Here is a 13,150-nt window from a genome sequence, read left to right as displayed (position 1 = left end):
TCCATTATGTCTGAAAAATCCTGGTTGACTGAGTTTCCGGAAATGGACCGCAGTGACCTTATTTCGATCAGAAAAACCCTGGATGGTGCTTACCGGGAATTTTCACGTACTTATGGCGACTCAATAGAAGCGTTCTTTGATCCTCTGTTGAGTTTCCTGTCCGGATTTGAGCAGTTACTGCTGAATTCGCCCTGGTGGCTGGTTCTGGCAGTGCTTGTCGGTCTGTCCTATGCCGCCAGCCGTTCCTGGAAATTGTCCGGAGTCATAGCACTTTCATTGCTGGCCATTGGTTATTTTGGCATGTGGGAAGATACCATGCGGACCCTGAGTATGATTACCGTCTGCACGGTGCTTGCCATCCTGCTGGGCATTCCCATCGGCATACTGATGGCTCGCTCTGACCGGGTTCAGAACATTGTCACCCCGATACTGGATGTCATGCAGACCATGCCTGCCTTTGTCTATCTTATTCCGGTGGTGATGCTGCTGGGCATTGGCAAAATCCCGGGTCTGATCGCCGTTATTATTTATGCCATTCCGCCAGTGATTCGCCTGACGAATCTGGGCATTCGTCTGGTGGATAAAGAAGCCCTGGAAGCCGCCACGGCGTTTGGTGCCAGTCCGATGCAACGCTTGACAGGCGTCCAACTACCGCTGGCCATGCCCAATATTATGGCGGGCATCAACCAGACCATTATGATGGCGCTGGCCATGGTGGTTATCGCCTCCATGATCGGCGTTAAAGGACTGGGGCAACCGGTGCTCAAATCCATTACCAACCAGTATTTCACCTTGGGCCTCCTGAATGGTCTGGCCATTGTTGCCCTTGCCATCATGTTTGACCGGGTTTCACAAGCCTGGGCAAAACGAAGCCAACAATACCGTGAGGGTTCCCATGTCTGAGCTGATCTGCGTGCGCAATCTCTACAAGATTTTCGGCAAGACGCCTGAACGGGTTTTAGGGCAAGTTAAGTCGGGTCTGGGCAAGAACGAGTTACTGGCACAGACTCATCACGGCCTGGGTCTCAAGGATATCAACCTGACCATTAACCGGGGAGAGATCTTTGTCATCATGGGCCTGTCCGGTTCGGGCAAATCCACTCTGATCCGGCACTTCAATCGACTGATTGACCCCACCGAGGGCGATATTATTGTCGATGGTGTTAATGTCATGAAGCTGGGTAAAAGAGAGCTGGAACAGTTCAGACGACACAAGATGTCTATGGTATTCCAGCGGTTTGGCCTTTTACCCCATCGCTCCGTCATTGATAACGTCAGTTATGGTCTGAAGGTGCAGGGGGTCAGCAAGGCCGAACGTCAGAAAAAAGCTCAGGAGTGGTTGGCAACAGTGGGTCTGGAAGGCTATGAAAAGCAGTTCCCTTCTCAGCTTTCAGGAGGTCAGCAACAGCGGGTTGGGCTAGCCAGGGCGCTTTGCACCAACGCTGAAATCCTGCTGATGGACGAAGCCTTTTCTGCCCTTGACCCACTGATTCGCAGTGAAATGCAGGATCAGCTGATCGAACTTCAGGAAAAGCTCAAGAAAACCATCGTCTTCATCACCCACGATCTTGATGAAGCTCTACGTCTGGGTGATCGTATCGCCATTCTGAAAGACGGCGAACTGGTACAACTGGGTAAGCCGGAAGATATTTTGCTCAATCCTGCCACGGATTACGTCGAGGCTTTCGTTAAAGACGTTAACCGAGCCAGAGCCCTGACCGTTGAAACGGTGATGCAACCACCGGTTAACCGCATCACCGCCAACACCATTGGTGAAGCACTGGAGCAGATGAAAAAGCTGCCAAAAAGATACGGTTACTACTTCAATGAACAGGGCTACCAGGGCATCGTGCTTCAGGACACCCTTGAGGAAGCGGCCCAGACCCACGCCAGCGACGCCCTTGGCGAAGAGATGGTGGAAGAGCTGGAGGCGGTTTCACCGGACGCCATTCTTGAAAGTGTTATTCCAGACACTCTGGAAACGGAGTACCCACTGCCTGTTGTCGATGAGACCGGAGAGTTTCAGGGTGAATTATCAAGAACCAATCTGATAGAAGTGTTAGGCGAGACCTCGAATCAAGCTGCCTGATTTACGGGCTTTGAGCGGATAACCCAAAAACTGCTATTCTCAGTTCTCGAACGAAAGAAGCGCATAGGCTTATCTATGAACGCCAAAGACAGGAAACGATGAAGCTCAAGTCTTTAGAACTACATAACTTTCGGGGCTTCCAGGCACTGAACCTGCCTCTTCCCGATGCCCGAACCCTTATATTTATTGGTCGCAACGGAGTAGGTAAAACCAGTTTGCTGGAAGCTATCGCTATCATGCTCTCCTGGTTACCTGCCCGTATTAAGTCCAAAAACAGCAGGGGGCTTAGCCTCAATGAGCAAGATATTTATTTTGATGCGAATGGCGCCTGCGTGAAACTGGAAGTGGTTCAGGGCAGAAATAAGTCCGAATGGCGCCTGTTCAAAAACAGGCCGGGCCGACCTGCTTCGGGCAGCAGCGAATTTAATGGGCTGAACAGCCTGGCCTTAGCATTACAAACAGCGATGCAAATAGGCGCTGACGCGCCTCTACCTTTAGTGGCTTACTATCCGGCTAACCGTTCAGTCACGGAAACCAGACTGGAATCCACTCGCAAAAATTATGACCAGCTGGATGCGTTTCATAATGCGTTTACCAAGGCGTCCAGTTTTAATAGTTTCTTTGAGTGGTTCCGAAACCGTGAAGACTTGGAGAACCAACAGAAGCTAAAGCAGAAAAATTTTTATTATCAGGATACCCAGCTTAAAGCCGTTCGGTCAGCGATCAGCGCCTTCTTGCCTGAAATTTCGGAACTCCACGTAGATCGAGAAGACCCCATTCCGCGCCTGCTGGCTGAAAAAGAAGGAAAAACCATTGTTATCAATCAGCTATCGGATGGTGAAAAGTGCTTGTTGGGATTGGTTGGAGATCTCGCCAGACGCCTGGCCCTGGCAAACCCGGCGTTGGAGCGCCCTCTTACCGGCGAAGGCATTATCCTGATTGATGAAATCGAACTGCACCTTCATCCCCGCTGGCAACGGGATATAGTGCCCGGGCTGGAACGTACCTTCCCCGGCTGCCAGTTTGTGGTGACTACCCATTCCCCACAGGTGCTTGGGGATGCCAGAGATGCCGCAATTTTTGTGGTGGATATCCATGGGGATGAACCCGTGCAGAACTTGCAGGATTCGCTGTTTGGCCGTGACACGGCGCATCTGCTTGAAGAGGTGATGGATGCATCTTCCCGAAATACATCGGTTCGGGAAAAACTGGATCAATTGTTTTTACAGCTGGATGAGAACAGAACCAAAGAAGCACGTGATTCCCTGGAGGCGCTGAAAGGCATACTGAGCCATGACCCGGAACTCATTCGTGCCAGCGTTTTGCTCAGGCGCAGAGAGAAGTTGGAACGATGAGATTTATCAGAAAGTCGGAAGAACCTGCTGAGCTGGCCTCTTACAGGAGCTACAACAATGCCACCTATAAGAATTTTACTGAGAATCAGGTGCTCTATAACCGAGTCAAGCAACAGCTGATCGACGATCAACTGGGGCTTTGCTGTTATTGCGGCACTGGTGTTGAGCTGAAGACGGCTCATATAGAGCATTTGCAGGATCAACACAGCAACAAGAGCCAGCAGTTGACTTACAGCAATTTTCTGGCCTCCTGCAATGGTGGTTGTCAACAGGAACACTGCGGTCATGCCAAAGGTCATCGGTGTCTGCCGGTGACACCATTGCAAGAAAACTGTATGGAGCGATTTGAGTATCGCACCAGTGGTCAGGTAGACGCAAAACTTGACAGCACAGCGGACCGCGATGCGCAGGCCGCTATCAATATTTTGAACTTGAATACTGTCAGGCTCAGGAATCAACGCAAAGCAGCCCTGTCCAATTCCGGGTTGTTTGATGAGGGGTTGAGCGTGGAAGATATTGAGGAGTTCATTGAGCTTTACTCCTCACCGAATGAGCAAGGGAAACTGGAGCCCTTTTCACAGGCTATTATCAGCCGTTTAAGACAGGAAAAAAGCGTGCTGCAACGGCAATTGGCCATGGCCTGATCTGAAAAAGCACAAACAGGCCCACCTGCCTGCTGACAAGAGACTCAAAAGGAAAGCGTATGACCACCCGCTATCTAACAAGAAAAAAAAGAAGGGTGATAAAAATGATCCGCCTCCCGAATTTTGGCTAACCTGATTTCCAAATAAACATTTCAACGACTGGGAAGCCAGGCCTTGCTATCCAAAAAACCATTGATTTTGATTTTGGCCACCGCCTTTTTTGCGCATTGCTCTAAAGGCCAAACTCAGGAAAACAGTATGCCTTTGCTTTTCGCCCTGGCTGTTGGCAAGGCGCAAAGAAATAACCAGCAAAGTGAAATCATTGCAACAGCCAAACAAAGGGGGAGTCTGATGCTCTCTTGCTTTAGAGGCTGGCTTGAGGAACCAGAAGAAGAGGGCATTGAATGGTGCGTCATAGCTAAGACTTACAGTCGGGCAGCCTCTGATAATGGTTCTGACAATGAAGACAGCAGCACCTCTGATAAAAGCAGCGACAACCGTTCAAACGAAGATGAAGACGAAGCTAATGCCGAATCTGATGTCCGATATGAAACCACAACACTTAATCCTTTTCGGGTATCCAATGAAATCAGTCAGTATTGTGCGGCTCTGCCACTGAAAAACATTAAGCAGGAGCCCGTTTCAGACAGTAAAATACTCACTTACAGCACCGACGACCAGAGAATCAAGAGACCCAAGGTGCACCAGTGCGACCATGAGGGCTGTAATTTCAGCACTGGCTACAAGAGTAATCTGAAAACACACAAACAGACCCACCTGCCTGCCGACCAGAGAGTCAAGAGACCCAAGGTGCACCTGTGTGACCATGAGGGCTGCGACTACAGCACCGACCGGACGAACAGTCTGAAAACGCACAAACAAACCCACTTGCCTGCCGACCAGAGAACCAAGAGACCCAAGGTGCACCTGTGCGACCATGAGGGCTGCAACTACAGCTCCAATCAGGAGGGCAATCTGAAAAGGCACAAACAGACCCACCTGCCCGCCGAACAGAGAGCCAGGATGCACCCGTGTGACTATGAGAACTGCGACTACAGCGCCGGCCATGCAAGCCATCTGAAAACCCACAAACAAACCCACCTGTTTGCCGACCAGAGAACCAAGCTTCACCGGTGTGACCATGAGGGATGCAACTACAGCTCCAATCAGGAGGGCAATCTGAGAAGGCACAAACAGACCCACCTGCCCGCCGAACAGAGAGCCAAGATGCACCAGTGTAACCATGAGGGCTGCGACTACAGCGCCGGCAATGCACTCAATCTGAAAACCCACAAACAAACCCACCTGCCTGCCGACCAGAGAACCAAGCTTCACCGGTGCGACCATAAGGGCTGCAACTACAGCTCCAATCAGGAGGGCAATCTGAGAAGGCACAAACAGACCCACCTGCCCGCCGAACAGAGAGTCAAGGTACACCAGTGTGACCATGAGGGCTGCGACTACAGCACTGACTCGGTGGGCGATTTGAAAAAGCACAAACAGACCCATCTGCCTGCCGACCAGAGACCCAAAAGGAAAGCGCATGGCCAGCTGCCATCTAACGTGAAAAGAAAGAAGGGGAATGAAGTGTAGTAGCCACTATCTGATCTGATACTAACCATCGCCAACAGTGACAAAGAGATGCAAATTTATGGTCTTGGGAGAGAGGGGGTAATGGGTCAAAAAAGCCACCATTCGACGCAAGTCGAGGATCCTGTTAACCACCATCAGCCCCGATGGACGACATGTGTTTAATATGAATAAACACCATCAGGTGAGAGTCACTGAACTACGGAGGAAAGGTTGATTAGTGAAACAAAGAAAGACTAAAGCGTAAGGTGCGGGCCCAGATAAGCAATGTAAATAGTTTTTTCTGAGGATTCTGGATAGAAATGAAGCCGATAACCATCAGGCAATTTCACATGATTCTGGCAATTCACCTTTATGCCTTTAGGCAGCCAGAACTCACGCTCTTTTCTTTTTTTCGGGTCATTGTTGACCGACGGTGATTCACCACTCACTTTTGCAGCAAGGCCGCAGGTAGCTAAATGCTCATGTTGATAGTCAGTAAATTCTCCCGCTCTCCATCGAAGCACAAAGTCGTTTATGCATAAAAGAGCATCTCTGACTTTGCTGAGTATGTCTACCCTGTGTCCCCAGGCTTTTAGCTGGCTCCCGAAATCACCGATGAACTCTAAGCCGTAAAAGAATTCTTTGCGCTGACTCCAAAGCTTCCTGCCTGTCGTCAGCTGTTCTGTTCTACGAAGTTCTAACGCACTTTTATGGAACTCCAAAGACTTAAATGAAAAGATATTGCGTAGCAATACCTCTGCCTTGGACAAGTCATCGTGGCTCTCGTCTAAATCCAGCACCCAAGCCTGAAGTTCGCTTTTTTTCCACTTTTCGCAACTTGGGAAGCTGATCAGAAAAGAATCATAAATGTGGCAGGCAAGTAACGCTGGTAGAGCCGTTGAGTCCTCTTTCAATCCAACCTCTCTGCAATAGCCGATCTGTTCGAGATCAGCCGCCGTGAGCAGAGGCTGCCTTGTTTTCAGGCTCCGAAAAGCCCGTACAACCTCTTTCAGGTCACTGTCACTGCAAGCTTCGTCATACCAGTTTCTCCAGACATAGCCTGGAGCCAACTGCATCTGGAACCAGTCTGGGTCTACACTCTCATCAAGTAGCATCAGGTTATAACCATAATGCCTACATTGAATCGTCACGCGTATAAACTCCGGCACTGCCGATCTGGCAGTGGAAAGGCTATCAAAGGGTAGCGAATGGTGATTAAAAACCAACACCTGGCTCATACAGCACCTTATTGATAGAAGCCATTATTTATAGAAGCCGTTCCAATTGCTTATCCCACTCATCAAAGAAACCATTTGGCCACTCATCAATACGACCCTGATCGTCGATCTTCGGCTTTCGAATGTGCGATGCGTGCTCACTCCCCTTATTCTCCCGCTCAAGGAAAAACAGGCTAACCGTTTCTTTTGAGGCAAGGTTTTCCTTAATGGCAACACGAACACCGTTCAGGAAGTGATCAGAATGAGATTCTACTATCAGCTGAATACCCGATTGGGCAGCCAGTGTACATAATCGTCCCATAACGGCCTGGCCTGCAGGGTGCAAATGAGACTCAGGGTTCTCGATAATCAACAGGTCACCGACTCTGGCTCGCAGGATACTGGAAATCACCGGAAGCACATAGCTCAAACCAAAGCCTACATTCTGAGGTTTAAACTTATTGGTTGTCTGATTCCCCTGTACAAAGGCAAAGCTCAAAGAGGCGGAGTTGTACTGCGGTAAAGCTTCCGTTTTGACCTTGAGCCCAGGTGCAATTTCAGACATCCAGGCATCAATATTGGCCAGCAAATCATTAGAAACAGCCGTCGGGTGAATCAAGGCTTTATTTTCAAGAGGCTGGTCAGCATGGTCAGCGATGTAATGAACTGTGTACTCTCCCCGGTTGCCCAGTGAATTCAACTCATTGATGTGAAATTCAGAGAGTTCATGATGACTTTTTGGGGCAACCCTGTCAGCACTAAGATATTGAAAATTTCGGTTGAAAAGGCTCAACTCTTCAGCTTTATCTACAGAAACCCGACCTTGTACAGGTAACAAGTCAGACTTCGCGGCATAATCAAATACAAAAGCGGTTGCAGCTTCTCGCTCAGACCATTTCACCGTGAAACAGATGGCTTCTTCTTCACTCTCCTGGGAGAGCACATCCCGCCCTGTTCCGAGAGACGCATAATCGCCCTTGAGCAACAGTCCTTTTGAAAAAAGAACATTCCTCTCATAGGACTGCCGCAATAACAGCAGTGTTTGTATGAGAGAGGATTTTCCCATACCGTTAAGGCCAGAAAAGATATTCAGCTGAGATAACGGAAAGCCGTCATTCAGCAATGTTTTAAAGTTTTTTATGTGCAGATACTCAAGCATCACCTGCCTCCGTCAAAACCTGGTTAAGCAAGCTTTTAACTCGATCGTGTCGAATCCTCACGTTCTCAACCTTCTGCGTGCTATAGGTAATTGCATTGAAGAACTCTGTATCATTTTTTAGCAGCTCACGATTACGGGCTTTAACCACATCTTTGCTGGACTCCAGTATGGCAAACTCCTCAGGCTTACATCGTCCGAGACAAACAGACCAAACCTCAAACAGAGTGCTGCTTTTTCGCTTCTGTTTTTGGGAGCCATCAAGAATTTTCAAGAAAGCATCATCATCTAAAAGGCGATAACAGCGCTCAATGGCCGTATCAAACAGTATTTTCATCGTATCTAACTCTGAATCACTTTTCGTTTTGATTTCTTCGAGCATGTCATCAAGAAATGCCGTAATGTTCTTTTTGCTGGTCTGGAAATCATGTTGAAAAAAAGCAAAAAATCTGAGCACATGCTCCTGGTCACTCATGCGGCGGGACTGGTTTCCCAAGGTCATGATCAGGTGTTGATTTTTTGCGCATTTTTTCAGGAAATCCCGCTCCCTTGGCTTAGCCATTGCGTGCCGTATTTCCTGGTTATTCAGAGTCAACCCACCCGTATTAATACGTTGAAAGATACTGTATTTAACTTCTGTAGGCGTAGTGGGCCTGATTTGGTAGGTCGTGACCTGACACTCTTTCAAACGTCTCTTATAAACCCTTGGTAGCTCATCATAGGTTTTACCTTGGAGTTCCTTTGAAAGAAACTCAAGCCCATGCAGCCTTAACGGTCTCTTCTTATCTATAACAAATCTGCGTATAGCTGAAAGCCGCTGTAACCCATCAACAACCAGCCACTTATCTTCATCACTGGCATCAAAATAAAATGCCGGTAGAGGAAGCCTGATTAAAATTGATTCAATCAGCCGACTCATTTTGTTGGGCGACCAAAGTTCAGCCCGGCGTTGAAAGTCTGTATTCAGATCTATCTCATCGTGCTCCATGCGCTCGATCAAGCTATCCATGGATACAGGGGTGACAGCTATATCAATCTCGCTGGGGTTGAATGGCTGCATCTGGTCATCGGGGTTAGAATCATTATCCTCGCCCAGCGATTCAAACTGTTCTTCCTCCAGCTCAATGGTGTTTTCTTCGTCCTGATCAACTGGCATTTCGGGCTCCTGGATATCCTTGACGAGATCTGTTACTACATGCTCTCACAGTTTTCCCCCATGGGAAATTTGCTGATCTGAGCAAAGAAAACCTGATCATTCTAGCCTTACCCAGCTTGTAAATCCAAAACCCGCTGCACAAGCTTCAGGGTTCAGTCTCTTCAGTGCATTTTGCAGCATACTGAAGAGAATGGCAGGGATACAGGAAATAGCACTGGATCGATGCCGCCTGTGTGGGGAGTCAGGAGCCAATATCTTGCAAAAAAGAGCGAACCATCTATAACACAGTGGGGTGGATGACGGATACCAGAGTGATATGAAGAAAACATATTACACACTTGTTGTTTACAGGTTTCTTTTTTCCTGTTTTATGATGCAACTGGCAGCAATACAGCCAGCACTGGCCGTCAATAGTTTTACCGGACAGATGTCGTTAAGTTCACTCTTACCTCTGATTGCCACTGTTTACCGAAATATTCCCGAAGCAAAGAACCGCTTGCCTGATCTTAATGTCACTATGGCTAAGATCATTACCCCGGACATCGACCCGGTGGATTCGGAAAACAGCCTGCCAGCATCGCTGGTGCCTTCAGAGTTTCCTGCCATGGTGAGAGTCAGCGATATTGCTGAGGAAAACTGGCCGCAACTCATTGAAGCAGAGTCCCTTCAGAATGATACCGACAGCGTCAGACCCGTCTTCGGATGGGCTAATAAACGGATACTGAACTCATTCTCCGATGACCCGTTATTAAGATTTCTTACATTCATTTACGGGGCCGCTTTTTATGTTCAGGACGACAATGGGCAGCTGTCTTACATCATCCAACACAACGGCAAGCTGTTGTTCATCAGCAGGATTGAAGCCTACTTGTGGTTCAGCCGGTACAGCCAGAGCTTTCTTGAGTCACTCTATCCGGAGGTTTTCGGCCCATCGCTGCCGGCGGGTGGCGGTTGGCACGAATGGAAACGCTTCATTCGAAAGAAGCCTTTTCATCCTGATCAAATAGTTAAGGAACCCGACACAGCTTCTACCGAAAGGGCTGGAAGGCAAAGACCGATCAACCAGCAGACAATTGTGGCTGCTGGTGGCGGTTCGTCCTCTGGAGACGGTCGTCTGTTCTCTGGAGACGGTCGTCTTTTACAAGTGGAGTACGCTGGAGAGGCTGTCGGCCTGGGTCTCTGCGCGGTCGGCGTAAAATCTGCTGACACCGTCGTCTTGGCTGTGGAAAAGAGGCCGTTGCAGCTGCTGCAGAGCCAGACTAACCGTAAAATCGCCCAAATTGATGAGCACGCTCACCTGGCCTTCGCTGGTCTGTCTGCTGACGCCCGTGCCCTGATCCGAAAGGCTCAGCTGGAGTGCCAGAGTTTTCGTTTGTCCTTCGAGGACGCCATGGATATCAACTGCATTGCTCGTCGCATCGCCGAGGTACAGCAGAAAGCTTCTCAGTATGGAGGTTGTCGCCCTTACGGTGTTGCCTGTATCGTTGGTGGGTTCAACAATGATGGCTCTCCTCAGCTCTGGAAGAGTGAGCCCTCCGGTGTATGCTCCAGCTGGAAAGCCTGTTCTGTCGGAAGGAAGAGCAAGGCTGTGTTGGAGCTGCTGGAGAGAGAATACAAGGACGATATGAGTCGCGATGACACTATTAAAATCGCCCTGAAGGGACTGCTGGAGGCTGTCGAATCTGGTGCTTCCAACATCGAGCTGATGGTTCTTGAGCGTGATCACTCATCCAGACGCTTGGCTCTTGCTGAGCTTGAGCAGTTGGAAACTGTTCTGAGCAAAGAGCGTGATGAGGAGGCCGCCAACAAGTGCCGCCGTGACGAGCAGTAATCAGCAACAGACTGATTGCCCAAATGCAAAAATGAATTTTATCGAATGAGCGTAAAACCCTGTCCTTTTAGGTCGGGGATGGCTGGCGAACTCATAAAAATGATCCGCCTCCCGAATTTTGGCTAACCTGATTTCCAAATAAACATTTCAATAACTGGGAAGCCAGACCTTGCTATCCAAAAAACCATTGATTTTGATTTTGGCCATCGCCTTTTTTGCGCATTGCTCTAAAGGCCAAACTCAGGAAAACAGCATGCCTTTGCTTTTCGCCCCGGCTGTTGGCAAGGCGCAAAGAAATAACCAGCAAAGTGAAATCATTGCAACAGCCAAACAAAAAGGGAGTCTGATGCTCTCTTGCTTTAGAGGCTGGCACGAGGAACCAGAAGAAGAGGGCATTGAATGGTGCGTCATAGCTAAGACTTACCGTCGGGCAGCCCCTGATAATGGTTCTGACAGTGAAGACAGCAGCACCTTTGATGAAAGCAGCGACAACCTTTTAAACGAAGATGAAGACGACGCTAATGCTGAATCTGAGGTTCGGTATGAAACCACAACACTTAACCCTTTTCGGGTAGCCAATGAAATCAGTGAGTATTGTGCGGCTCCGGCACTGAAAAACATTAAGCAGGAGCCCGTTCCAGACAGTGAAATAGCCACTAACGGTACCTCTGATGAAAGCATCGACATCCGTTCAAACGAAGATGAATCTGGTGCTCAGTATGTAACCACGACACTCAACCCCTTTCGAGTATCAAATGAAATCAGTCAGTATGGTGCGACTCTGGAGCTGAAAAAGATTAAGCAGGAGCCCGTTTCAGACAGTGAAATACTCACTTACAGCACCGACGACCAGAGAATCAAGAGACCCAAGGTGCATCAGTGCGACCATGAGGGCTGCAACTACAGCACTGACTACAAGAGTAACCTGAAAAAACATAAACAGACCCACCTGCCTGCCGACCAGAGAATCAAGAGACCCAAGGTGCACCTGTGTGACCATGAGGGCTGCGACTACAGCACCAATCAGGAGAGCGCTCTGAAAAGGCACAAACAGACCCACCTGCCTGCCGACCAGCCCAAGGCGCACCTGTGTGACCATGAGGGCTGCGACTACAGCACCAATCAGGAGAGCACTCTGAAAAGGCACAAACAGACCCACCTGCCCGCCGAACAGAGAGCCAAGATGTACCCGTGTGACCATGAGGGCTGCAACTACAGAGCCGGCCATGCAAGCAATCTGAAAACCCACAAACAAACCCACCTGCCTACCGACCAGAGAACCAAGCTTTACCGGTGTGACCATGAGGGCTGCAACTACAGTTCCAATCAGGAGGGCAATCTGAGAAGGCACAAACAGACCCACCTGCCCGCCGAACAGAGAGCCAAGATGCACCCGTGTGACCATGAGGGCTGCGACTACAGCGCCGACAATGCAAGCAATCTGAAAACCCACAAACAAACCCACCTGCCTGCCGACCAGAGAACCAAGCTTCACCGGTGTGACCATGAGGGCTGCAACTACAGCTCCAATCAGGAAGGCAATCTGAAAAGGCACAAACGGACCCACCTGCCCGCCGAACAGAGAGTCAAGGTACACCAGTGTGACCATGAGGGCTGCGACTACAGCACCGACTCGGCGCGGGATTTGAAAAAGCACAAACAGACCCATCTGCCTGCCGACCAGAGAACGAAGCTTTACCAGTGTGACCATGAGGGCTGCAACCACAGCGCCGGCAATGCAAGCAACCTGAAAACCCACAAACAAACCCACCTGCCTACCGACCAGAGAAGCAAGCTTTACTGGTGTGACCATGAGGGCTGCAACTACAGCTCCAATCAGGAGGGCAATCTGAAAAGGCACAAACGGACCCATCTGCCTGCCGACCAGAGACCCAAAAGGAAAGCCCATGACCAGCTGCCATCTAACGTGAAAAGAAAGAAGGGGGGTGAAGTGTAGTAGCCACTATCTAAGCTGATACTAACCGGTGACTTCCAAGGAAGATGTCGCCTTACCTTATCAAGGTAACGATTGGTTCGCTAAGCGCCTGACGGATCGCCCACCAATCTGGTTATCAGAGCAACTCTCCCCTGAAAATTGGCGCTTATGATGGACCGAACAGGCTCCAGTTT

At 49.4% G+C, this 13,150-nt stretch carries 10 protein-coding genes; 7 read left to right on the top strand and 3 right to left on the bottom strand.

Annotated elements, in window-relative coordinates; translation table 11 throughout:
* Positions 1–6 precede the first annotated feature (6 nt).
* The 5 genes from K7B67_RS22195 to K7B67_RS22175 all read left to right on the top strand — a co-directional run bounded on the left by K7B67_RS22195 (position 7) and on the right by K7B67_RS22175 (position 5,681).
* A complete protein-coding gene (locus K7B67_RS22195) occupies positions 7–903 on the top strand; it encodes a proline/glycine betaine ABC transporter permease (RefSeq protein ID WP_252178018.1) in 897 nt (298 codons plus the stop codon).
* Positions 896–2,089: a glycine betaine/L-proline ABC transporter ATP-binding protein gene (locus tag K7B67_RS22190; protein ID WP_252178017.1), complete on the top strand. Its 1,194-nt coding sequence runs from the start codon at positions 896–898 to the stop codon at positions 2,087–2,089. The genes K7B67_RS22195 and K7B67_RS22190 overlap by 8 nt, the downstream gene beginning before the upstream one ends.
* 98 nt (positions 2,090–2,187) lie before the next feature.
* Positions 2,188–3,444 (top strand): AAA family ATPase, encoded by a 1,257-nt coding sequence (locus K7B67_RS22185; RefSeq protein WP_252178016.1) that lies wholly within the window; start codon positions 2,188–2,190, stop codon positions 3,442–3,444.
* The gene (locus K7B67_RS22180) at positions 3,441–4,088 is read left to right on the top strand and encodes a retron system putative HNH endonuclease (RefSeq protein ID WP_252178015.1); all 648 of its coding nucleotides are present in this window, start codon (positions 3,441–3,443) and stop codon (positions 4,086–4,088) included. Before K7B67_RS22185 ends, K7B67_RS22180 begins: the two co-directional genes overlap by 4 nt.
* Before the next feature lie 174 nt (positions 4,089–4,262).
* A complete protein-coding gene (locus tag K7B67_RS22175) occupies positions 4,263–5,681 on the top strand; it encodes a C2H2-type zinc finger protein (protein ID WP_252178014.1) in 1,419 nt (472 codons plus the stop codon).
* A gap of 233 nt (positions 5,682–5,914) precedes the next feature.
* On the opposite strand, the gene K7B67_RS22170 is transcribed toward K7B67_RS22175, so the two are convergent.
* From K7B67_RS22170 to K7B67_RS22160, 3 genes are read right to left on the bottom strand one after another with little or no spacing between them, the layout of a single operon-like run.
* Positions 5,915–6,898, bottom strand: a complete 984-nt coding sequence (locus tag K7B67_RS22170) for a hypothetical protein (RefSeq protein ID WP_252178013.1) — start codon at positions 6,896–6,898, stop codon at positions 5,915–5,917.
* 28 nt (positions 6,899–6,926) lie between these two features.
* Complete coding sequence (locus K7B67_RS22165) at positions 6,927–8,036, bottom strand: DUF3696 domain-containing protein (protein ID WP_252178012.1); 1,110 nt, start codon at positions 8,034–8,036, stop codon at positions 6,927–6,929.
* Positions 8,029–9,189, bottom strand: coding sequence for a DUF262 domain-containing protein (locus K7B67_RS22160; protein ID WP_252178011.1), 1,161 nt, complete (start codon positions 9,187–9,189; stop codon positions 8,029–8,031). The genes K7B67_RS22165 and K7B67_RS22160 overlap by 8 nt, the downstream gene beginning before the upstream one ends.
* A gap of 316 nt (positions 9,190–9,505) precedes the next feature.
* Here K7B67_RS22160 and K7B67_RS22155 point away from each other — a divergent pair, with 316 nt between their 5' ends.
* Positions 9,506–11,020 (top strand): hypothetical protein, encoded by a 1,515-nt coding sequence (locus K7B67_RS22155; protein WP_252178010.1) that lies wholly within the window; start codon positions 9,506–9,508, stop codon positions 11,018–11,020.
* 169 nt (positions 11,021–11,189) lie between these two features.
* Positions 11,190–12,977 carry a hypothetical protein gene (locus K7B67_RS22150; protein ID WP_252178009.1) on the top strand — a complete coding sequence of 596 codons (1,788 nt, stop codon included), beginning with the start codon at positions 11,190–11,192 and terminating at the stop codon, positions 12,975–12,977.
* Positions 12,978–13,150: the final 173 nt, after the last annotated feature.

Source organism: Endozoicomonas sp. 4G (genome assembly GCF_023822025.1).
Classification (GTDB): Bacteria; Pseudomonadota; Gammaproteobacteria; order Pseudomonadales; family Endozoicomonadaceae; genus Endozoicomonas_A.
This window is presented reverse-complemented; position numbering and strand designations above follow the sequence as displayed.

Coding starts and splice junctions, on each gene's coding strand:
- K7B67_RS22195 (WP_252178018.1), top strand. CDS start 7: ATGTCTGAAAAATCCTGGTTGACTGAGTTTCCGGAAATGGACCGCAGT.
- K7B67_RS22190 (WP_252178017.1), top strand. CDS start 896: ATGTCTGAGCTGATCTGCGTGCGCAATCTCTACAAGATTTTCGGCAAG.
- K7B67_RS22185 (WP_252178016.1), top strand. CDS start 2,188: ATGAAGCTCAAGTCTTTAGAACTACATAACTTTCGGGGCTTCCAGGCA.
- K7B67_RS22180 (WP_252178015.1), top strand. CDS start 3,441: ATGAGATTTATCAGAAAGTCGGAAGAACCTGCTGAGCTGGCCTCTTAC.
- K7B67_RS22170 (WP_252178013.1), bottom strand. CDS start 6,898: ATGAGCCAGGTGTTGGTTTTTAATCACCATTCGCTACCCTTTGATAGC.
- K7B67_RS22165 (WP_252178012.1), bottom strand. CDS start 8,036: ATGCTTGAGTATCTGCACATAAAAAACTTTAAAACATTGCTGAATGAC.
- K7B67_RS22160 (WP_252178011.1), bottom strand. CDS start 9,189: ATGCCAGTTGATCAGGACGAAGAAAACACCATTGAGCTGGAGGAAGAA.
- K7B67_RS22155 (WP_252178010.1), top strand. CDS start 9,506: ATGAAGAAAACATATTACACACTTGTTGTTTACAGGTTTCTTTTTTCC.